Below are 22,581 nucleotides of genomic sequence, written 5' to 3'. Positions count from 1 at the left end.
AAGACGTCTTCCACAGGCATCAGGAAGGGTTTATCGGTGTCACGTTCCGGTTCCGGAATATATTTGTCGACTTCTTCCATAAGTTCAACGATCTTGTCGCCCCATTCCCCATCGGGATCTTCCAGAGCTTTCAGTGCAGAACCAATAACAATGGGTGTGTCATCTCCTGGGAATTCATATTCGTCTAAGAGTTCACGCACTTCCATTTCAACCAGTTCGAGTAATTCTTCGTCATCCACCATGTCGGCTTTGTTTAAGAAGACGATGATGTAGGGCACGCCAACCTGACGGGACAGGAGGATATGTTCACGTGTCTGAGGCATGGGGCCATCAGCAGCGGAAACAACCAGGATAGCACCGTCCATCTGAGCGGCACCGGTGATCATGTTTTTGACGTAGTCGGCATGGCCCGGGCAGTCCACATGAGCGTAGTGACGTTCAGGGGTTTCATATTCCACGTGAGCGGTGGAGATGGTGATCCCACGTTCTCTTTCTTCGGGAGCCTTATCGATGTTTTCGAAGGCAACCGCTTCACCAGAACCGTAACGTTTGTTTAATACGGTGGTGATTGCTGCGGTCAGAGTGGTTTTACCGTGGTCGACGTGACCAATGGTACCAATGTTAACATGGGGTTTGGATCTTTCAAATTTTGCTTTTGCCATTTGATTTTTCTCCTTTAGTAAATTTTCGTATCTGTTATCCAGACTTATGTTTAAGAAAAGGGTAACGCCTTATTTGGCTTTACCTTCCATGATTTTTTCTGCAACGCTCTTAGGCACTGCTTCATAGTGGGAGAACTGCATGGTGTAGACACCACGTCCCTGGGTCTTACTTCTCAAAGAAGTGGCGTACCCAAACATTTCGGACAGCGGCACCATCCCATTAATAACCTGGGCACCTGCACGCATTTCCATCCCTTCAACACGGCCACGACGGGAGTTAATATCCCCCATAACATCGCCCATGTATTCTTCAGGAATAACAACTTCCAGCTTGAACACAGGTTCCATAATCACAGGATCTGCTTTACGCATCCCGTTTTTAAAAGCCATGGACCCTGCCACCTTAAAGGCCATTTCTGAGGAGTCGACTTCATGGTAGGAGCCATCATAGACCGATGCCTTGATGTCTAAAACCGGGTAGCCGGCCAGGACGCCGTTCTGCATGGCTTCCTGAATCCCCTGCTGAATTGGGTTGATATATTCCTTTGGAATGGAACCACCCACTGTCTTATTTTCAAAGACGAAGCCAGAACCGGCTTCCAGGGGTTCCAATGTGATCAGGCAGTGACCATACTGACCCCGACCACCGGACTGACGGGCAAATTTCCCTTCAGCATCAACCGTCTTGGTGATAGTTTCTTTATAAGCAACCTGAGGCTGACCGATATTGGCTTCCACCTTAAATTCACGCAGCATCCGGTCGATAATGATATCGAGATGAAGTTCACCCATCCCAGAAATAATGGTCTGGCCGGTTTCTTCATCGGTATGGGTACGGAAGGTCGGATCTTCTTCTGCCAGCTTCTGCAGGGCAACGGTCATTTTTTCCTGACCAGCCTTGGTCTTCGGTTCGATGGCAACATCGATAACCGGTTCCGGGAAGACCATGGATTCCAGTACGATGGGATGATCCATATCGCACAGGGTATCCCCGGTGGTGGTATCCTTCAGGCCAACAGCAGCGACGATATCACCGGTATAAACCTTGGTGATTTCTTCACGGTGATTGGCATGCATCTGCAGGATACGTCCCAGACGTTCACGCTTGCCCTTGGATGAGTTGCTGACATAAGAGCCAGCTTCTGCTGTCCCGGAGTACACACGCATAAAGGCCAGCTTCCCAACATAGGGGTCGGTCATAATCTTGAAGGCTAAAGCGGAGAATGGGGCATCATCACTTGCGATACGTTCGTCCTCTTCTTCAGTCTTCGGATTAGTTCCTTTAATAGCGGCAACATCCAGAGGTGATGGCATATAATCCACCACGGCATCCAGCATCATCTGAACCCCTTTGTTCTTGTAAGAAGAACCACAGGTGACGGCAACCATTTCAACATTACAGGTCCCTTTACGGATGGCAGCTTTGATTTCTTCTTCAGTAACCGCTTCACCTTCCAGGTATTTTTCCATGATGGTTTCATCCACTTCGGACAGGGCTTCCAGCATCTTATCGCGATACTCTTCAGCTTCTTCCTGCATATTTTCAGGGATATCGGTGATTTCGAAATCTTCACCTAAATCATCCTTGTAGATTTCAGCCTTCATGGTGACCAGATCGATGATGCCGATAAAGTCTGCTTCCTTACCAATGGGTAATTGAATGCAGACCGGGTGGGCACCCAGGCGATCCCGGATCATATCCACTGCGTGGTAAAAATCGGCTCCGGTAATATCCATCTTATTGATATAGACCATACGCGGAACATTGTACTGGTCCGCCTGACGCCAAACGGTTTCGGATTGCGGTTCAACACCACCCTTTGCGCAGAAGACGGCAACGGAGCCATCTAAAACACGCAAAGAACGTTCCACTTCCACCGTAAAGTCCACATGGCCAGGGGTATCGATAATATTGATTCGGTTCCCCTTCCAGTGGCAGGTCGTCGCTGCGGAAGTAATGGTGATCCCACGTTCCTGTTCCTGTTCCATCCAGTCCATCTGGGCGCCACCGTCGTGGGTTTCGCCAATCTTATGGATCTTTCCGGAATAAAAAAGGATACGTTCGGTGGTGGTCGTCTTCCCAGCATCGATATGCGCCATGATCCCGATATTTCTTGTTTTTTCTAAGCTATATTCTCTAGGCACAAATAACTCCTTGTACTACCAACGATAGTGTGCGAACGCCTTGTTGGCTTCCGCCATTGCGTGGGTATCTTCCTTCTTTTTCACAGCGCCGCCACTATTATTGATGGCATCCATGATTTCCCCAGCGAGACGGTCCTTCATGGTTCTTTCGGAACGCTTGCGGGTGAAGGTGACCAGCCATCTCAGGGCCAGTGCTTGCTTACGGTCCGCACGAATTTCGATTGGCACCTGATAGGTGGCACCACCGACACGTCTTGCTTTAACTTCTAACACCGGTGTGATGTTTGCCAGAGCTTCCTGGAATGCTTCCAGAGCATCTTTACCGGTTTTTTCACTTACTTTTGCGAATGCGTCATAGACGATTCTTTGAGCGACTCCCTTTTTACCATCCAGCATAATGTTATTGATCAACTTAGTGACCACAACATCGCCGTAAATTGGATCGGGGAGAACTTCTCTCTTTGGAACAGGTCCTTTTCTAGGCACTTTCTTCCCTCCTTAACAGTAGCTTGCTTCCAATCGCCTTCGGCTCTTGGGCAAGCCTTGTATGGGTGCTGTGGCCCAAATCAAGATTTGGACAGCACCGCAACATTAGATGTTCATCGGTACTCGACTATACGGTCGTTGTGCTATTCATACGCGATCTATTTCTAGATGCAGTACGATGCACTACTTCTTAGGCTTCTTAGCCCCGTATTTGGATCGAGCTTGCTTACGGTCTTCGACGCCTGCGGTATCTAAGGCACCACGGATAATCTTATAACGAACCCCTGGTAAATCCTTAACACGACCACCCTTAACAAGAACGATACTATGTTCCTGCAGGTTATGACCGATCCCTGGGATATAAGCCGTGACTTCCATACCGTTGACCAATTTAACCCTGGCAATCTTTCTCAGGGCTGAGTTTGGTTTTTTAGGTGTCGATGTTCTGACTGCTGTACAAACACCACGTTTCTGAGGGTTTTGTTTCAGAGCCGGCGTTTTGGTTTTTAATTCCGCACGCTTTCTTCCTTGCTTAACAAGCTGATTAATGGTAGGCATTCAGTGCTGCACCTCCTTTTTATTATTTATTAACAATCCCCTTGGGATGATTAATCATTTGAGTAACGCGACCACTGCCGCATCCCGTTCGATGCCGCTCTCTTTACCGAGAGCTTGCTTACTCCTGCAGGTAATGACGGGAACATCAGCCGTCCCACAGGCTTTGATGATTTTCTCTTTTAATGGCTCATCGGTATCTTCAGCCAGCACGACTTTAATCACGCATCCGGTCTCCAGCTGTTTCAACGTTTGCTTCATTCCGATGACCTTCGGTAATTCTTTAAACTCAGTCATGTGAAACATCCTCCACTTACACCATTAAATAAGCATACTTATTTAGTATACACATCAAATGTAAAACTGTCAAGCGGTAAATCTTTCAATTTTTATTCATCAATATCGATGACCGCATTGACATCTTCTTCTGATTCAGAATCTTCTCCATCTGCCTCAACAGAGAGAAAATCCATATCGAACATATCAAAGGCAGCGGAGAGTACATCGTCCTTTTCCAGGGAGCGCATTTCCTCTTCAACCACCTTTTCCATAATGGTGTTATCGTCAATGAGCACGTCATCAAGGTTGACGGATTCGCCATCACCGAGATCATCGATGACGACTTCCTCTTCTTCGATTTCTTCGTAATAATCATCTTCTGGCTCTTCCCGATCGTATTCCAGGGTCAGGTTGCTATACTGGGGCACCCCGGTACCGGCTGGAACTAACTGGCCGATGATGACATTTTCCTTCAGTCCCATCAGTGGATCCACCTTGCCCTTGATGGCCGCATCGGTAAGTACCCGAGTGGTTTCCTGGAAGGACGCGGCGGACAGGAAGGAATCCGTGGCCAGGGAGGCCTTGGTAATCCCCATCAAATCCCGGATCATTACCGCGGGCTTCAGACCCATATCCATAGCTAATTCATTGGCCTCGATCACCTGGAAGATATCCATCACCGCACCGGTGATTAAGCCGGTATCTCCAGCATCTTCGATTTTGACCTTACGCAGCATCTGACGGACAATGAGCTCGATATGCTTGTCGCTGATATGCACCCCTTGAAGCCGATAAACCTTCTGAACTTCCGACAGCAGGTAGTGCTGGACGGCTTCCACACCCTGGATATCCAAAATATCATGGGGATTGATGGACCCTTCTGTCAGGGGCTCGCCAGCTTCCACATGGTCGCCGGGCAGTACCCGCAGGCGTGAGCCATAGGGAATGAGATAGGTTTTAGACGACATATCTTCGCCAATCACGACGGCTTCGGTTTTCTTACCCTCATTGATTTCCACCCGGCCAGCAATTTCAGAAATAATGGCCTGGCCTTTAGGCTTCCGGGCTTCAAAAAGTTCTTCAACACGGGGGAGCCCCTGGGTGATATCGTCGGCGGAGGCAACCCCACCGGTATGGAAAGTACGCATGGTCAGCTGGGTCCCTGGTTCCCCGATGGACTGGGCCGCAATGGTCCCAACGGCTTCGCCGATTTCCACAGGCTTCCAGGTCGTCATATCCACACCGTAGCACTTCCGGCAAACCCCATGCTTCGCCTTACAGTTGAGCACCGAGCGGATCAGGACCCGTTCGATCCCTGCCTTTTCAATGGCATCGGCCACTTCACTGGAAATGACCTGATCCTTTTCCACCAGAATTTCCCCGGTTTCCGGATGCATGACATCCTCAAAGGCATAACGACCAGCCAAGCGTTCTCCCAGCTGTTCGATAACTTCGTTCTTCTGCTTAATGGCGGTGACTTCATAGCCCTCCGTCGTCCCACAATCCTCTTCCCGGACGATAACATCCTGGGACACGTCCACCAGGCGTCGTGTCAGATACCCGGAGTCGGCGGTTCGCAGGGCGGTATCCGCCAGCCCTTTACGGGCACCATGGGTGGAGGAGAAGAATTCCATAACGTCCAGCCCCTCACGGAAGTTGGAACGGATTGGCAGTTCGATAACCCGGCCGGTGGTGTTGGTCATCAGCCCTCGCATCCCCGCCAGCTGACGGATCTGGTTTTTGGAACCACGGGCCCCGGAGTCGGCCATCATGTTAATTGGATTCAGACGATCCAGGTGGTCTAACAATGCATCGGTAACTTCGTCGGTGGCATCATTCCAAATCGCCACGACATTTTGATACCGTTCTTCTTCTGAAATCAAACCGCGCCGGAAGAGTTTTAAGTTGGCTTCGACCTTTTTATCTGCTTCAGCCAGGATTTTTTCCTTGCCTCCAGGCACCTGCATATCAGAAACCCCAACAGTAATGGCGGCACGGGTGGAGAAGGCATATCCCAGACGTTTGATTTCATCCAGGGTTTCAGAGGTCAACGTGGGGCCATGAACCTTAAAGCACTTATCGACAATCTGAGTCAGAACCTTTTTATCCACCTGCATATCGACTTCCAGCTTGAACATGTCATCCACGGTTTCCCGTTTGACAAAGCCCATATCCTGGGGCAGAATCTGGTTGAATAAGAATCGGCCAACGGTGCTTTCTACCAGTCGGGTTTCCATGACACCGTCAATTTCCTTGGTCATGCGGACCTTAACCATGGCATGGAGATCGACCGTCCGGTTAAAGTAAGCCATTTCCATTTCGTCCTGATCCATAAAGACCGAACCCGTTCCCTTGGCATCTTCACGATACAGGGTCATATAGTAGGTCCCAAGGATCATATCCTGGGAGGGTACGACTACCGGGGTCCCATCCTGGGGTTTTAAGATATTATTACATGCCATCATCAGGAAGCGGGCTTCTGCCTGGGCTTCCATGGACAGCGGGACATGGACAGCCATCTGGTCCCCATCAAAGTCAGCATTGTAAGCGGTACATGCCAGGGGATGGAGCTTAATGGCCCGGCCTTCCACCAATACTGGTTCAAAGGCCTGAATACCCAGGCGGTGAAGGGTAGGGGCACGGTTTAAGAGCACTGGATGTTCATGGATGACGTCTTCCAGCACATCCCAGATAATGGGATCCAGCTTTTCGACCATCTTTTTGGCACTCTTGATGTTCTGGCTCAGCTGGCGGGACACCAGCTCCCGCATCACAAAGGGCTTAAACAGCTCGATGGCCATTTCCTTGGGCAGCCCACATTGGTACATTTTAAGTTCCGGCCCGACCACGATAACGGAACGGCCAGAATAGTCCACACGCTTCCCTAAGAGGTTCTGACGGAAACGGCCCTGTTTCCCTTTGAGCATATCCGAAAGGGATTTGAAGGGACGATTCCCCGGCCCCGTCACAGCCCGGCCACGGCGGCCATTATCGATCAGGGCATCCACGGCCTCCTGGAGCATCCGCTTTTCATTCTGCACGATAATATCTGGAGCATCCAGTTCCAGCAATTTATTCAACCGATTATTCCGGTTGATGACCCGGCGATACAGGTCATTTAGGTCTGATGTCGCAAACCGACCGCCATCCAACTGAACCATAGGACGCAGCTCCGGCGGAATAACAGGAATGGTTTCCAGAATCATCCATTCCGGTTTATTGTGAGAAGTTCTGAATGCCTCAATGGCTTCTAAACGGCGGGCGATACGGATTCGCTTCTGCCCGGAGCTGTCAGCCAGCTCTTCTTTCAAGACTTCCGCATCCTGGTCCAAGTCTACCATACATAGCAGCTCCTGAATGGCTTCAGCCCCAATACCAGCGGAAAAACGTCCGCCGTATTCTTCCTTGGCTTCCCGGTACTCCCGTTCAGAAAGCACCTGCTTGTAAGCCAGGGGAGTATCCCCTGGATCAGTGACAACATAGGAAGCAAAGTAAATAATTTTTTCTAAATTTCGGGGGGACATTTCAAGGATGAGTCCCATTCGACTGGGAATCCCCTTGAAATACCAAATATGGGAAACCGGTGCCGCCAATTCGATATGGCCCATGCGCTCACGACGGACCTTTGCCCGGGTGACCTCGACACCGCAATTTTCACAGACGATGCCCTTGTGGCGGATGCGCTTATATTTCCCACAGTTACATTCCCAATCCTTGGTGGGTCCGAAGATTTTTTCACAAAACAGACCTTCTTTTTCAGGCTTGAGGGTACGATAGTTGATAGTTTCAGGCTTCTTAACCTCTCCCCTTGACCATTCTCTGATTTTCTCAGGGGAAGCCAAACCTATCTGTAAGGATTTGAAGATGATTTCATCATTCATTAAGTGAATTGCTCCTTTCGGTTCCTACAACAGAGAATCTTCACTGTCTATATCTTCAGCATCGATAATCTGGATCATATCTTCATCTTCGTCGTATTCGGCTTCGTCAAAGAATTTCGCATCCTGGACATCATCCAGAATATCCTCGGTTACCGGGTCCTCAAGGACGGTTTCCGATTCATCAATATAATCCGTATCCAGCACTTCAATTTTTTCTTCATCGTTGTAGATGGTGACATCCAGACCTAAACTCTGGAATTCCTTCATCAGGACCTTAAAAGCCTCTGGAATTCCCGGTTTCGGAATGTTTTCACCCTTAACAATGGCTTCGTAAGCCTTCACACGGCCCACCACATCATCGGATTTGATGGTCTGGATTTCCTGGAGGGTATGGGCCGCGCCATAGGCTTCCAGGGCCCACACTTCCATTTCCCCGAAACGCTGGCCACCAAATTGGGCTTTCCCGCCCAATGGCTGCTGGGTTACCAGGGAATACGGTCCCGTGGAACGGGCATGCATCTTATCATCAACCAGGTGATGGAGTTTTAAGTAGTACATATAGCCAACGGTAACCCGGTTATCAAAGGGCTCACCCGTCCGGCCATCGTAGAGCTGGATCTTCCCATCCCGGGGCAGCTCTGCCTTTTCCAGAAGGTCTTCAATATCCTCTTCATTGGCCGGGTCAAAAACCGGCGTCGCAATATGCCAGCCCAATTCCTTCAGGGCCATCCCGAGATGAACCTCCAGCACCTGGCCGATGTTCATTCGAGACGGCACCCCAAGGGGATTCAGCACGATATCCAAAGGTGTACCATCGGGTAAGAAAGGCATATCCTCCTGGGGCAGGATTCGGGAGATAACCCCCTTGTTCCCATGACGGCCAGCCATTTTATCCCCAACGGAAATTTTCCGCTTCTTGGCAATGTAAACCCGAACCATGGTGTTGACACCCGGTTTTAAATCCTCGTCCTTATTAGCACGGGAGAAGACCTTGACATCCACTACGATCCCGGATTCCCCATGGGGCACCTTGAGGGAGGTATCCCGGATTTCCCGGGCCTTTTCGCCGAAGATCGCCCGGAGAAGTTTTTCTTCTGCGGACAGGTCGGTTTCACCCTTGGGGGTGACCTTACCCACCAGGATATCCTCGGATTTGACTTCTGCCCCGACAAACACGATCCCGCGTTCATCCAGGTTTTTAAGGGCATCCTCCCCGACATTGGGAATATCCCGGGTGATTTCTTCTGGTCCCAGTTTGGTTTCCCGGGCTTCACATTCAAATTCCTCAATATGGATGGAGGTGTATTTGTCTTCCTTCACCAGGTTTTCATTGAGAAGGACCGCATCTTCGTAGTTGTACCCTTCCCAGGTCATAAAGCCGATTAAGGCATTGCGCCCCAGGGCCAACTCACCCATTTCAGTGGCTGGACCATCGGCGATGATTTCCCCGGCGTCCACATGCTGTCCCTTATCCACCAGGGGCTTTTGATTAAAACAGTTCCCCTGATTGGAGCGTTTGAATTTAAGGAGATGGTGTTTTTCCAGGCTGCCGTCTGCATCCACCCGAATCCGGATTTCGTCTGCAGAAACATATTCCACAGTCCCGGCATGTTCTGCAATGGCGCAGACCCCAGAGTCCTTGGCGGCCTTGTGTTCCATCCCGGTCCCCACCACAGGGGCCTTTGGAATGAGCAGCGGCACGGCCTGACGCTGCATGTTAGCTCCCATAAGGGCACGGTTAGCATCATCGTTTTCCAGGAATGGGATGAGAGACGTTGCCACCGAAACGACCTGTTTTGGGGAAACGTCCATGTAATCAACCTCGTCTGGTGCCATCATCACAAACTCACGGGTCATCCCCGCACGGCCAGTGATGTGCTCGTGGACAAAATGACCATTATCATCCAGGGGTTCATTGGCCTGGGCAATGGCGAATTCCCCTTCTTCATCCGCAGCCAAATAATGGAACTCATCGGTGACGATCCCATTTTTTACCTGACGATAGGGGGTTTCGATAAACCCATACTCATTCACCCGGGCAAAGGTCGCCAAAGAACCAATCAGGCCGATATTCGGACCTTCAGGGGTTTCAATTGGGCACATCCGGCCGTAGTGGCTATGGTGAACGTCACGAACCTCAAACCCGGCACGCTCCCGGGAGAGCCCGCCAGGTCCCAGAGCCGATAAACGCCGCTTATGGGTCAGCTCAGACAGCGGGTTGTTCTGGTCCATAAACTGGGATAACTGGGAGCTTCCAAAGAACTCCTTTAAGGCCGCATTGACCGGGCGAGTATTAATGAGGCTCTGGGGGGTTAAGATTTCATCGTCCTGAACAGACATCCGTTCCCGGACCACCCGTTCCATCCGGGAGAGACCGATACGGAACTGGTTCTGGAGCAGCTCACCGACGCTTCTCAGACGACGGTTCCCCAGATGGTCGATATCGTCAATGCTGCCGATATCATAATCCAGACCCAGGAAGTAAGACACTGTGGCAAAGAGATCGGCATGGAGGATGTGCTTGGGCAGCAGTTCATCCATCCGTTTCTTCATCGCCTTGTGCTTTTCTTCATCGGTCATGTCAGATTCTAAAATTTCATCCAGCACTTCTTTGTACACCAGCTCATGGATATCCAGATCACTAATATCAAAGGGGATGTCCTGCTTGTGAATATCCACAAAGCCATTCCCAATAATCCGAACCTGTTTGTCCTCACCATTGTGGTTAACCAAAACATCCACCACATTGATGCCGGCATTCTGGATTTCCCAGGCCGTTTCCCGGTCGATCTTCTGTCCGGATTCGGCTAAAACCTCACCGGTTTCAGGATTGATCACATCCTCTGCAATCACCTGACCCGTCAGGCGGCGGGCCAGGGCCAGCTTCTTATTATATTTATAACGTCCCACCTTGGCCAAATCGTAGCGGCGGTCGTCAAAGAACATGGAATTCAGCAAGGATTCTGCACTTTCCACTGTTGGCGGTTCACCGGGACGCAGACGCTTGTAAATTTCAAGGAGTCCATCGGTGGTGGAATTATTATCGTTGGCAATATCCTTCTGGATGGTTTCCAGGAGGCGATAGTCCTCCCCGAAGACATCTAAAATCTCTTCGTTGGTTCCCAACCCAAAGGCCCGCAGCAGCGCCGTCAGGGGCAGCTTTCGGGTCCGGTCAATCTTGACATAGACGATATCGTTGGAATCCGATTCATATTCCAGCCATGCCCCACGGTTTGGGATGACCTGGGCTGAATACAGCTTTTTCCCAAGCTTATCCCGGGTCAGGGTATAATAGGCACCCGGTGAACGGACCAACTGACTGACGATGACACGTTCCGCCCCATTGACAATAAAGGTCCCGGTATCCGTCATCTTATGGAGATCGGCCATATAGACCTTCTGCTCCTTGACCTCATTCTTTTCTTTATTAATCAGGCGAACCCTTACCCGCAGGGGGACATAGTAAGTCTGATCACGTTCTTTACACTCTTCAATGGTGTACTTGGGGTCACCTTCGATGGAATAATCGACGAACTGCAGCACAAGATTTCCAGTATAATCCGAAATCTCGTGGACATCGTCAAAAACTTCCTGAAGCCCCTTTTCGATGAACCATTTATAGGAATCCAACTGGACTTCCAATAAATTGGGCATCTCCAAAACCTCTTTGATTTTGGAAAAACTCTGTCTGGTCCGCAAGCCGTATTGTACGGGATGAGTCATTACCATAAAATTTTTCTCCTACCAAATGAATTTATATGCCAAAGTGACAATCTGTCTTTTTCCTTGCATTTACCATAAAATATGCTACACTATAGCCTAAGGAAGTGGAAACCTGAAAAGGTTCCAGACAGCGAAAAAACAAAGGTTCCAATGAACTTCCAACCTTTGATCAGTCAGAAACACGCATCCCATTACTCGTTCAACTCACCTTTGATCAGCGAGTCCGCGTGCCATTGCAGCCTTTTTCATACGAAATTCTTCTATTGCAATTTATTATTAAAACACATCCATTTGCGAATGTCAAGAAAAAAGAAACCACTTAAATAAATTTCTTCTATTCATCGATATTTAATCGTTCCTCACACAACCGAATCAACGCCCCCTTGACCTCCCGGAGATGATCCACATCAGCAATAAGGGTCAGGCGATCCCGCGCTTGTACGATGGTGCGCCCATTGGGGATGAATTCGTGATCCTCCCGGATAATCCCCACCACCAAACTGCTTTCGGGCCAGGGGATTTCTGAAATGGCACTGCCATCTAAAACCGAGCCACTCCCCACCGTTCGTACAATAATGGTTTTTTCGTCTGAGCCTTCTTCTTCCAAAGTATCTGCCTCTCCCCTGGCCAGCAGCTTCTTAAGTAAAGCATCGTACAATGGCTCTGATCCCATAAACTGAATGGTAACCTCTGCGATAATCACCACCAAAGCCAGGGAAATCATATGACTAAAGGAGCCAGTCAGTTCGCTGGCCAGCACGATGGCCGTCAGCGGTGCCCGGACCACAGCGGTAAAAAAGCCCGCCATGGCTAAAATGATAAAATTATTAACGAGACCAGGGTCCATGCCCAGACCGATGACGGCCAGCTGACCGCAAAAACCACCAATATAAGCGCCAATGACCAGCATAGGGGCCAGAGAGCCCCCTGGAGCACCAGAGCCAAAGCTCATCATAGAGAAAAGAAATTTAACCACCAGGAGGAGACAAACCATCTGGAAACCGACCTCCCCGGCACTCAGGGCATCCAGCATGAGATGCCCATCGCCCAATACCTGGGGAAGCACGAATCCCAATGCACCAGCAACCAAAAATGGAATCATTGGGCGAAACCGTGGCGCGATAAAAGTCAGACGATCATAAATCTTTCCCGTAACAGCCATGCTTTTATTGAAGAAGGCCCCTGCCAGACCGATGATGATGCCAAAGAGTAAGAGTATCCAATAATCCTTTAAAGGAAGGGCCTGGGTCACCGGAATGTGGAAAACCGGAGACATCCCAAAGAAAAGTTTTGAAACGAAATCCGCCACAACCGCCGCTGTCATGGCAGAGAAAAGGATAATGACGGAGTAGCTTTTATGGACCTCCTCCAGGGCGAACATCACCCCGGCCAAGGGACAGTTAAAGGCAGCCGCCAGCCCAGCACTGGCACCGCAGGTAATCAGATACCGTTCCTCCATATTTCCCCGCCCCATGACCCGGGAATAACCCTTGCCGCTCATAGCTCCCAGCTGTACCGAAGGGCCTTCCCGCCCCAGGGAAAGGCCGCCGATAATGCAGAGGAGGCTGCCCGCCAGCTTACCAACAATAACCCGCCACCAGGGCATATCGAAATACCCCTTAAGCTCCCCCTCTACCTGGGGAATGCCGGAACCCGTGATGAACGGCTCCCATTTCATGAGGACCGAGACCGCCAGGGCCAATACCACCAGAAATCCAAAAAATGCAAAAACGAGACCGGTTTGATCATCGGCAGCCTCCAGAATGTACGCATGGAGGTTAAAAGACCAGGCCATGGCAAAGCGATAAGCCACGGCCACCAGTCCAGCGGCCAGGCCAACAAGCGCAGCTTCTCCCACGAGTATATAACGCAGGTTTTGTCGTTTTTCCAGTATTCCCTTGACATCCCATTGATTCTTCATTATTAACATCCTTTATCTCTAATATGACTTTAGTGTACCACGAATTCCATTGAAACAAAAGGAATCCAAAGGATATTACGATTGTATTCTTTCGTAAAAGCGTCTATAATGAAGTAAAAACCCCAGATGCCCATCGGCCTCTTCGGGGAAAGGATGTCTATTACCCATGACCTTCAACCGATCTTGTAAAAATTACACGGCAAAATTTATCTCTGTACTCTTCATTTTATTTATTCTCATCACTCAAATCGTTCTGATTAATCGTGCAACAAACAGTACCGAAACTGCCATCAAAACCGATTTGAGCAAGGAATCCTATCAGAGTCTTTCCATTGTAGAGGCCCGACTCAGCGGCCGCTATTATATGCTTCGCTCCCTATCAGACTATCTTCGTCATCATCCTGAGACTTTAAATGACGAAGATACCTTAAAGGGTATGATGGCCTCTATCCGGGATACCGGAGATTTTACTTCCGTGGGTTTTGCCAATGCCTCTGGGGATGCCCTGTTCGCCCGGAGTGAAACCACCAATATCGCTGATCGCAGCTATTTCAAACAAAGTATTTCCGGAAAAGAGGCCATTGAGCTGATTCCCAGTTCCCGAATTTCCCAGGAGCCCCGGATTATTATTTCAGTGCCTGTACAAAGTGATGCCATCGGCCCCAATGTCCTCTTTGCCAGCTTTTCCATGGATGCTTTTGGACAGGCCTTCAATATTTCTGGTCAAAATGTAGATGGAACGGCTTTTATCTGCACCCAGGATCTCACCTTAGTGACCAACCTCAGCACCGAGACACATTATCAGCTCGCTTCCGTGTCAGACATCACCCTTACCAAGGATAATCAGGCACAATTGACAGCCGATATGGCAGCCCGCGTGGGCAACACCCTGGATTGTAAATACGATGGCTCTTCCGCTTATCTTTCTTATGTTCCCATGACCATTAACAATTGGGTTTTCTTTACCCTCATCCCAAAAGAAGATTTGGCAACGGCTGCCTTTTCCTTCCAGCCAATTCTTTATATTCTCTTGGGTATCATCACCGTTGCAGCAACCCTTCTTGTGCTTTTTTTTCTACATCGAGAGATTCAGACACGTCGGGAGCTTGAGGACGATCGGATGAAGCTGGCCATGAAGGAAGAACAATACCGACTGATTAGCAATCTATCCGAAACCATTCTTTTTGAAGCCGATCCCAAGACGGGTGCCTTCCGCTTTAACGATCAATTTGAAACGGTATTCCATCGCGCCCCCGAGGCCACAACCATTGATTTCTTCTCCACCCCTCAAGCCATTGTTGAGTCCGATGACATGGATGCTTTTTTAAATATCGGTCGCAACATGAAATTAGGAACCCCCCACTACAATACTTCTTTCCGATTATTGGACGACAAGGGAAATCCTACCTGGATGGACTTTGAATTCATTACTCTTTTTGACGATCATAATGTTCCCCAACGTATTATTGGGCGAATGAACAATATTGATAAAGAAAAACGGGAACTTTTGGATCTGAATTCCAAGGCCTATAAGGATGGCCTGACCCAGGCCTTTAACCGTCAGGGCTTCCTGCGCATGGTATCGGATGTCTTTGAACAATCCAGCGATACACAATACCATGCCCTGATGCTCCTGGACTTAGATGACTTTAAACACATCAATGACACCTACGGCCATGATCGCGGAGATGTGGTTCTCCAATCGGTAGCCGCTACCCTAATGGACTGTTTACGGTCCTCGGATATTACCGGGCGTCTGGGGGGCGATGAATTCATTGCCCTTGTCAAGGACATCCGTACCTGCGAAGACATTCTTCCCATTGCAGAGAAAATCTGTACCCGTATCGCAGCCCTGCCATCCAATGCTTCCGGCACCGAGCAGGTCTCCTGCAGCCTTGGCATCGCCCTCTATCCCACTGATGGCACCCATTTTTCACAGCTGTATAAAGCTGCAGATATCGCTCTTTATGAGGCAAAGCATGAGGGAAAAGCCACGTATGTCTTTTATGACGAGACCCTTAAATCGAACTAAAGCGTGTTTTATCTCCCGCCAGGGCCACCCTGCCCGGGGCCCTGGCCACCTGGCGCCCCACCGCCCATACCATTCGTAATGGTGGTGGGGCCGGATTCATTGAGGCCAGTGCGGGTACTGCTTAAGGTAAAGGACACAACAGCAGTCCCCCCGGAATAGCTGCCCCCTTGAACCAGGGCCCCGGTGGCACTACCAGCATCACTTCCTCCTTTGGACAGGATATAATTCCCCCCTGTGGCCAGATCCGGCACACTGATGCCAATGGCACTAAAGGCCTTACTGGGGGTATAACTCACAATGCTTTTTCCCGATGCATCACTGATATTGACTAAGGTCCCTGCTGCCTGGGTGCTGCTAAAGGTCATGGCAACAGTCCCTACAGTGGAGCCATCTGATGGGAATTGGGCCATACCGGAACTTCCGGCGGTAATGAGCACACCCCCGGTAACCTCACAAGTCCCGTCGTAATCCAGGGCGCCGTTGCCGTTGTCCGTGGGGCCATCCACCAGGGTAATGCCGCCACTGATGGCAATGGAGCCATTGGCATCCAGGCCATCCCCTCCGGCATTGACAGTGGTCGTCCCACCAGTGATGGTCAGCAGATTACTCCCCCCGGTTTTGTTGAAATTCCCAGCCCCTGGCCGTTCCTCTGAGGTGCTGCTGCCATCTCCCCCGGCCACGTTGATGCCGTCATCACTGGCCACCACATTGATGGACCCGCCAGCGATGGTCACATCGGCACTTTCCAAACCCTCATAGGATTTGGTGATATTGATGGTGCCGTCATTAATGGTGAGGGTGGTATCGGCGTGGATCCCATCGTCTCCGGAAGCGGCGGTCAGCTCCCCGCCATTAATGGTAATGGTGTTATTGGCATGTAGGGCATCGTCCTTGGTGTCCAGCATAAAGGTCCCGCCGCCCACCATAACCTGGCCCGTGGACTTCAGGCCCTTGTAGCTCCCGGTATCCGAGGTATCAGTATCTGAGGTAGACTGGGATACCCCGGGGCGCATTTGGGTATCAGTTTTCGTCAGGGCATTGGCACTGCCGCCCCCGGTGGTGATGGTATAGGTTCCGCCGCCCACTGTCAGGTCAGTGACGGCCTGGACCCCATCGGCCCCTGTGGTAATGGTATAAGTCCCCCCGTTTAAGGTAACAGCCCCCTTGGTGGTGTCAGTGTCGTTGGTGGCTTTAATACCATCTCCACCGGCTTTGATGGTAAAGGTGCCGCCATCAATCTGGGTAAGATCCTTCCCGGTGATGCCATCATCTGCAGCAGTAATGTCAAAGGTCCCCTCCACAATCAGCAAATCATCCTTGCCTTTTATGGCATCCCCGGCATTTCCGGTGACCTTCAGGGTGCCGGTTCCGTTGAACACCAAGTCATCCTTGGAGAAAATGGTGGCATCTGGCTCCTGGTTGGCAGCGTCTGTATGGATGTAAGTACTGCTGTCCGTTAGGGTATTGGTGGTACCGGGCTCCAGTGAAATTATGGCTTTTCCGGCGTTCTTCACATAAATGGGTGCAGTGGTTGCACTGGTGATTTCCGTCCCGTTTAAGACCATCCGTACCGTACCATCGGTGCTGGAATCCACCACCAAGCTGCCATCGCTAATGCTGCCGGATACCACGTAGGTCCCAGCACTGCTAATGGTGACCACGCCCCCGTTAACGGCGGCACCCTCTCCCTTTACCGTGGCCGTACTGCCATCTAAGGCAATGGTGGTATAGGTGCCACTTCGCCAATCCGTATAGGCGTTATCACCAGCAATGCTTGAGTTGGTCGTTTCTGCCCTTTCCTTGGCGCATCCGAAAAATAAAAGGATTGCCGCCATAGTGATAAACAGTGCGATACTCCAGAAGAAGCTGTATTTTTTATTCTTGATCATGATATTTCTCTCCTACAGGGTGGTGGAAATGGTCTGTCCCCGCCCGCAAATCACCGTTAAGTTGCCATTTCGACAACGAATGGCATCAATCATTTCCTTCTCAATATCAGCCGACTGCAGCACGACCACATATTCTAATTCATACATACTGCCCAGATTGGTGGTTTTCACCGACTGGAGCTCCGTCTTCTTCAAATACTGATTAAAGATATCCTCAAAGATATCCGTATAATCCAAATTCTCTGGAATGAGGATTGTCAGCCTTTTTTCCAGGCTGCGGCCTTTGGACGAAGGAATAAAATTCAACCCCAGGATCACCGCCCCTACGATGATGGCCATGATGATGCCAAAAAGCACTTGCCCCATACCCATGGCCAGGCCCACAGCCATGGCGTAGAATATACTGGCAATCTCCCGGGCACTGCCGGGCACAGATCGAAAACGGACCAGGCTAAAGGTCCCCAGCACCGCGACGGAGGTTCCCAGATTGCCACTGGCCATCATAATGACCATCTGGACCAGCACCGGCATCACCGCCAGGGTCAGTACAAAACTGCGGGTATAGCTCCCCGTCTTCATGTGGACCAGAGCGATGAGAACGCCCAGGACCACCGCCGCTGCCGTGCAGACGAGGGCACTGCCGATGGTCACCCCGGTGGTCGTATTTATGATACTCGTAAACATGGTGTTCTCCCTTCTATTCCATGGGCGGCTTTATAAATATTCCCTACCTTTGAAAAGGAGGTGGAGTAAATGGCCAGCTCCGATAAAATGTCCACCAGCCACAGAGGCAGCGCCCCCTCAACCTTAATTTCCAGCAAAAATTGATCTTTTTTCAGTAAAGGCTTGCCATAGTCCCCCAACCCCAGCCACAAATCATCCTCCCGGCTTCGGATGCCATGGTCAAAGGTCAGGCGCAGCTCCGGGTCCTCATGGCCAAAACAGGCGATGCGGTCATAGGCGATAAACACCTTGGGTATTGGATGATAAAAACGGCGACAATAGTCCAGCTCCCGGAGGATCTGTTGATCCTCTGGCGCCACCTGGGGCAAGGGTCCACCAGCCATAAAAGCACCGGCCTGGGTCAGCGTCAGGGGAATCCGGCGTTTATAGACCACTTTTCGCCATTTCTTTTTAATTTCTAAAAAAACAGTATCCTCCGGTCCCGGCACACCGTAGCTGCGCAGGCGGATTTTTTCTTTATACTTCGGACCTTCAATGGACCTCCGGACCATCTCATTCCCTGGTGTATCGTAGTATAGATTACAAATGGTGTGCAGACCATAATCATCCACTTGCATATGGGGCTTTAGTCTCCTCACCAATTCCCGATACTGCCCTTCCGATAATAAATACTTTTTTTCAACCCGCTCAAAAACACATCCGGGTTGTAATGCCTTTGTCATAAGTCATTCCTCCAATCAATGGTATAACCTTATTTTACGGAGAAAATGTGTGGGCTCTTTGATTAGAATTTGATGTTTTCGTGAATTTTACCTGTTTTTTACTTAAATCTACCTTACTATACCTTATATTTATTCTAAATCTTACTTTCTTTTTTTAGTAGAAAGACGTATAATATAAATATTGATTTTAATAAGTAAGGGAGGATTACAATGGGTAGATTAAAAGGTACAAAGACTCTGGAAAATTTGATGAAGGCATTTGCCGGTGAATCACAAGCACGCAACCGTTACACCTTCTTCGCATCAAAAGCTAAAAAAGAAGGTTATGTCCAAATGCAGGAAATTTTCCTGGAAACCGCAGCCAATGAAAAAGAACATGGTGAAATGTTCTACAAATATATCGTCGCCTCTGAAGCAGAAGACGGTGGCTGTGTTGAAGTCAACATCGACGCTGGTTATCCGGTTGCACTGTCAGATTCCACTTATGACAATCTGATTCATGCTGCCGAAGGCGAAAACGAAGAATGGGCAAAATTATACCCTGCCTTTGCCGCCATTGCAAAGTTGGAAGGCTTTGATGACATTGCCAGCACCTTCATTCACGTTTGTGTGGCTGAAATGGCCCACGAAACCCGTTATCGCAAATTAGCGGAAAACATTAAGGAAGGCCGGGTATTCACCCGTGTCAGCCCCACCAAATGGAAATGCGGCAACTGTGGCTACATCCACGAAGGCGATTCTGCACCCCAGCTTTGCCCTGCCTGCAAGCATCCCCAGGATTATTTCCAATTATTTGTAGAAGCCTACTAAAATTTAATGCATTCAAAAAGCCATGGAAACCCATAACGTTTCCATGGCTTTTTTTAATGGGCCTTGACCCATTTTTTCTTCAGTTGTCCTCCCAGCCAGTATATGCCTAAAAATTCCACCACCTGCATCAGCGTGCAGGCTGGGGAGGTATAGTTATAAATATTATAGGGATAGTCTCCCACCATCCAGGAGGTAAACCAGACCACCCCGGCCAGTAGAACTAAACTGCTGAGAAAGAGTCCGGTGATCACCAATAGGATCGGTAAATCCTCAAGCTGCTGATGCCTGATCCCCCGGATGACCTGTCCCAACATGACCACCCAGGCCACACCAGCAAGCAGTGCCAGGGCCGTTCCACTGACCTTATAAAGGCTGCCCACCCCAGAAAAGATCTTCTGGCTCAGGCCTCCAACCTCGCCCTGGATGGTGGCCCCAATATTTTCCTCAGGATTAAAACTGGCCTCAGGATAAAACGCCAGGTTATTCGTGATGACCTCCATGGCACGAATCCGCTCCATTGGACCTGTAGAGGGCAACAGCGTACAGGCGTATTGGGCATAGCTGATAATATCCAAAAAGCCATTTTTAAAATTCCCGACCAAAAGGGGGACATCCTCTGCCGTCATCCCCCGGGCTGCACCGGAAATATAGAAACTACTTCGCTTTTGAATCCGGCCGTCGGCGTAGGCTGCAGACAGCTCGGCATTAATCTGGCTACAGGTTTTTTCCAAAGTGGTCGCATCCGCAAAGGCACCACCCCGGTACAGACCGTCCCGGAGAGCCCAGACCGTAATGTCCCCTGCAATGCCTCGATCCTCCGGGGTGCTTCCCCAGGCTTCCAGGGCTTCGTCAATGGCACCGGACATTTCCTTTAAAGTGGGGCTAACGGCGTAGGCCTGCTTTAGCATATCCTTGGAGATCCACACCGCCACATCCTCCTGACCATCATCCACATGAATGAGTTGGGTAATCATTTCTCCAAAGGCTGTTCCGGTCCGGTTATTAATCATGTATTCCCCATAGATCACCTTATTAATCATGCCCTGGCCAACCTGCACCATTCCCAGGCACAGCAGCGGGAGGAGGAGAAGCCCAAGCTTTTTCTTTCCTGCACACCCTTCGGCCCTCCAAATGGTGATTCCAGTAATCCCAAGGGCCACCACCACAAAGGGCAATAGCCAGATGGTATCCTCCCGGATGTTCCAGAAAAAGGCGAAGGATCCCCCCAGTCCCAGGCTCCAGGCCAAGAGTCTCCGGCTAGAATGCCCGCAGCGGATGTACAGTCCAACGGCACAGCCCAGTACTAAAAGGAGGGCTGGCGCCAAAATGGCATTGCGATATACCATCCCGGAAATCTGGGTGTCATAGGTAACCGGGGAGTAGATTAAAAAGAGATAGAGGGCCAGCTGCCCGTATCCATTTTTCACCCAGGGCTTTAGCGCATGGACAAAGAAGGCAGCTGCCCCCACATTACACAAGGCCAGGGTGAGGGCGTAGGGCATTCCCACCAGATAATTCACCGCCAAAAATAAGGGGAAGGAAAGACCCTTAACGCAGACCATCAGGGTAAAGGGACCCATCCATTGCCCGGCGGCCAGGTACGCCGCATAGCGCACCATTAAGAAATCATCATGACTGGTTTCTCCCTGCATCACCAAGGGCATTTTCTGGGCTAATACCAACCGTAAAACAGTCAGTAAGGCCACTCCGATGATTGCCGCCAGCCAAGGCTTTCCCATCGCCCTCCAATCGCCCTTCATGGCATCTCCTGGATCATTCTATTTCACCGTAACAAAGCCGACCTTACGTCGAACCTTGGACAGGGTCTTTCCAGCGATACGTCCGGCCTGTTCAGCACCGTGCTTCATAATGGATTCCAACGCGCCCTTGTCGGATAACAGGCGATGGTATTCTGCCTGGATGGGATGAATGGCATCGGCCACCGCTTCCCCAACCGCTTTTTTAAAATCACCATAGCCCTTTCCTTCAAAGGCCGCACGGACTTCTTCCAGGGTCTGGCCCGTGGCACAGCCGTAGATTTCCATGAGGTTGGATACCCCAGCCTTGTTTTCCCGATCATAGCGAATGACGGTTTCAGAATCCGTCACTGCCCGTTTGAACTTACGGATAATGGTATCCGGATCGTCCAGCATGGATACAAAGCCATTGACGTTTTCGTCGGATTTAGACATTTTACGCCCCGGGTCCTGGAGACTCATCACCCGGGCTCCGGCTTCCCCAAACCAGGGCTCCGGAACCTTAAAGGTTGGGGAATACTGGCCATTAAACCGCTCGGCAATATCCCGGGCCAGCTCCACATGCTGCTTTTGGTCACTGCCCACGGGCACCAGATCTGTTTGGTACAGCAAAATATCCGCCGCCATGAGCACAGGATAATCGAATAGCCCCACCCGAATGTTGTTCCCCTGCTTCTTGGACTTATCCTTAAACTGAGTCATCCGGGACAGCTCACCCATATAGGCCGAGCAATTTAAAATCCAGGTAAGTTCGGTGTGGGCCGGCACCTGGGACTGGACGTATAAAATACTTTTTTCGGGATCAATACCGATGGCCATAAGCAGTGCCATACATTCGTATGTCCGGCGGCGCAGGTCCGCCGGCACCTGGGGAACCGTGATGGCGTGAAGGTCTGCCAGACAGAACAAGCAGTCATTGTCATTCTGCATGGGAACCCAATTTTTCATGGCCCCAAAATAATTCCCAATGGTGAACATACCCGAGGGCTGGATGGCCGAGTACACAATTTTCTTTTGATCTTCCATAATCTTTCT

At 50.2% G+C, this 22,581-nt stretch carries 15 protein-coding genes; 2 read left to right on the top strand and 13 right to left on the bottom strand.

The genetic code is table 11. The annotated features are described in order from the left end of the window. The 8 genes from BLU30_RS12320 to BLU30_RS12285 all read right to left on the bottom strand — a co-directional run. Positions 1–662: GTP-binding protein (locus BLU30_RS12320; protein ID WP_143024244.1), on the bottom strand; the 662-nt coding region annotated here is incomplete at its 3' end. Positions 663–731: 69 nt separating this feature from the next. Continuing rightward, positions 732–2,807 carry an elongation factor G gene (gene fusA, locus BLU30_RS12315; protein ID WP_090246804.1) on the bottom strand — a complete coding sequence of 692 codons (2,076 nt, stop codon included), beginning with the start codon at positions 2,805–2,807 and terminating at the stop codon, positions 732–734. A gap of 15 nt (positions 2,808–2,822) precedes the next feature. After that, positions 2,823–3,293, bottom strand: coding sequence for a 30S ribosomal protein S7 (rpsG, locus tag BLU30_RS12310; RefSeq protein ID WP_090246803.1), 471 nt, complete (start codon positions 3,291–3,293; stop codon positions 2,823–2,825). Positions 3,294–3,476: 183 nt separating this feature from the next. Further along, positions 3,477–3,851, bottom strand: coding sequence for a 30S ribosomal protein S12 (gene rpsL, locus BLU30_RS12305; protein WP_090246801.1), 375 nt, complete (start codon positions 3,849–3,851; stop codon positions 3,477–3,479). 54 nt (positions 3,852–3,905) lie between these two features. Continuing rightward, positions 3,906–4,145, bottom strand: coding sequence for a ribosomal L7Ae/L30e/S12e/Gadd45 family protein (locus tag BLU30_RS12300; protein ID WP_090246800.1), 240 nt, complete (start codon positions 4,143–4,145; stop codon positions 3,906–3,908). Between the two features lie 92 nt (positions 4,146–4,237). Continuing rightward, complete coding sequence (gene rpoC / locus BLU30_RS12295) at positions 4,238–8,008, bottom strand: DNA-directed RNA polymerase subunit beta' (RefSeq protein ID WP_090246799.1); 3,771 nt, start codon at positions 8,006–8,008, stop codon at positions 4,238–4,240. A 24-nt stretch (positions 8,009–8,032) separates the two neighbouring features. After that, on the bottom strand, positions 8,033–11,731 hold the full coding sequence (rpoB, locus tag BLU30_RS12290) for a DNA-directed RNA polymerase subunit beta (protein ID WP_090246807.1): 3,699 nt from the start codon (positions 11,729–11,731) through the stop codon (positions 8,033–8,035). A 334-nt stretch (positions 11,732–12,065) separates the two neighbouring features. Next, entirely contained in the window at positions 12,066–13,652 is a 1,587-nt protein-coding gene (locus BLU30_RS12285) for a ClC family H(+)/Cl(-) exchange transporter (protein ID WP_090246797.1), read from the bottom strand. Between the two features lie 166 nt (positions 13,653–13,818). On the opposite strand from BLU30_RS12285, the gene BLU30_RS12280 reads away from it, so the two are divergent. Further along, complete coding sequence (locus tag BLU30_RS12280; protein WP_090246796.1) at positions 13,819–15,684, top strand: sensor domain-containing diguanylate cyclase; 1,866 nt, start codon at positions 13,819–13,821, stop codon at positions 15,682–15,684. An 8-nt stretch (positions 15,685–15,692) separates the two neighbouring features. Here BLU30_RS12280 and BLU30_RS12275 read toward each other — a convergent pair whose 3' ends face one another. The 3 genes from BLU30_RS12275 to BLU30_RS12265 are packed head-to-tail and all read right to left on the bottom strand — an operon-like array spanning position 15,693 to position 18,979. After that, positions 15,693–17,573, bottom strand: a complete 1,881-nt coding sequence (locus BLU30_RS12275; protein WP_090246794.1) for a carbohydrate-binding domain-containing protein — start codon at positions 17,571–17,573, stop codon at positions 15,693–15,695. Between the two features lie 12 nt (positions 17,574–17,585). Continuing rightward, positions 17,586–18,257, bottom strand: coding sequence for a DUF4956 domain-containing protein (locus BLU30_RS12270; protein ID WP_090246792.1), 672 nt, complete (start codon positions 18,255–18,257; stop codon positions 17,586–17,588). Continuing rightward, positions 18,239–18,979 carry a polyphosphate polymerase domain-containing protein gene (locus BLU30_RS12265; protein ID WP_090246791.1) on the bottom strand — a complete coding sequence of 247 codons (741 nt, stop codon included), beginning with the start codon at positions 18,977–18,979 and terminating at the stop codon, positions 18,239–18,241. Before BLU30_RS12265 ends, BLU30_RS12270 begins: the two co-directional genes overlap by 19 nt. 210 nt (positions 18,980–19,189) lie before the next feature. Here BLU30_RS12265 and rbr point away from each other — a divergent pair, with 210 nt between their 5' ends. Beyond that, on the top strand, positions 19,190–19,789 hold the full coding sequence (gene rbr, locus BLU30_RS12260; protein WP_090246789.1) for a rubrerythrin: 600 nt from the start codon (positions 19,190–19,192) through the stop codon (positions 19,787–19,789). 53 nt (positions 19,790–19,842) lie between these two features. Here the strand turns inward: rbr and BLU30_RS12255 are convergent, their stop codons facing one another. Together BLU30_RS12255 and trpS are read right to left on the bottom strand one after the other, a co-directional pair. Next, positions 19,843–21,549, bottom strand: coding sequence for a hypothetical protein (locus tag BLU30_RS12255; RefSeq protein WP_090246787.1), 1,707 nt, complete (start codon positions 21,547–21,549; stop codon positions 19,843–19,845). Positions 21,550–21,567: 18 nt separating this feature from the next. Continuing rightward, on the bottom strand, positions 21,568–22,572 hold the full coding sequence (gene trpS, locus BLU30_RS12250) for a tryptophan--tRNA ligase (RefSeq protein WP_176770937.1): 1,005 nt from the start codon (positions 22,570–22,572) through the stop codon (positions 21,568–21,570). Between the last annotated feature and the right edge of the window lie 9 nt (positions 22,573–22,581).

The sequence above is a fragment of the Eubacterium barkeri genome (assembly GCF_900107125.1).
Classification (GTDB): domain Bacteria; phylum Bacillota; class Clostridia; order Eubacteriales; family Eubacteriaceae; genus Eubacterium_O; species Eubacterium_O barkeri.
This window is presented reverse-complemented; position numbering and strand designations above follow the sequence as displayed.

Excerpts from the sequence above, each read along its gene's own strand:
- rpsL (WP_090246801.1), bottom strand. The coding sequence starts at position 3,851 with ATGCCTACCATTAATCAGCTTGTTAAGCAAGGAAGAAAGCGTGCGGAA.
- BLU30_RS12300 (WP_090246800.1), bottom strand. The coding sequence starts at position 4,145 with ATGACTGAGTTTAAAGAATTACCGAAGGTCATCGGAATGAAGCAAACG.
- rpoC (WP_090246799.1), bottom strand. The coding sequence starts at position 8,008 with ATGAATGATGAAATCATCTTCAAATCCTTACAGATAGGTTTGGCTTCC.
- rpoB (WP_090246807.1), bottom strand. The coding sequence starts at position 11,731 with ATGACTCATCCCGTACAATACGGCTTGCGGACCAGACAGAGTTTTTCC.
- BLU30_RS12285 (WP_090246797.1), bottom strand. The coding sequence starts at position 13,652 with ATGAAGAATCAATGGGATGTCAAGGGAATACTGGAAAAACGACAAAAC.
- BLU30_RS12280 (WP_090246796.1), top strand. The coding sequence starts at position 13,819 with ATGACCTTCAACCGATCTTGTAAAAATTACACGGCAAAATTTATCTCT.
- BLU30_RS12275 (WP_090246794.1), bottom strand. The coding sequence starts at position 17,573 with ATGATCAAGAATAAAAAATACAGCTTCTTCTGGAGTATCGCACTGTTT.
- BLU30_RS12270 (WP_090246792.1), bottom strand. The coding sequence starts at position 18,257 with ATGTTTACGAGTATCATAAATACGACCACCGGGGTGACCATCGGCAGT.
- BLU30_RS12265 (WP_090246791.1), bottom strand. The coding sequence starts at position 18,979 with ATGACAAAGGCATTACAACCCGGATGTGTTTTTGAGCGGGTTGAAAAA.
- rbr (WP_090246789.1), top strand. The coding sequence starts at position 19,190 with ATGGGTAGATTAAAAGGTACAAAGACTCTGGAAAATTTGATGAAGGCA.
- BLU30_RS12255 (WP_090246787.1), bottom strand. The coding sequence starts at position 21,549 with ATGAAGGGCGATTGGAGGGCGATGGGAAAGCCTTGGCTGGCGGCAATC.
- trpS (WP_176770937.1), bottom strand. The coding sequence starts at position 22,572 with ATGGAAGATCAAAAGAAAATTGTGTACTCGGCCATCCAGCCCTCGGGT.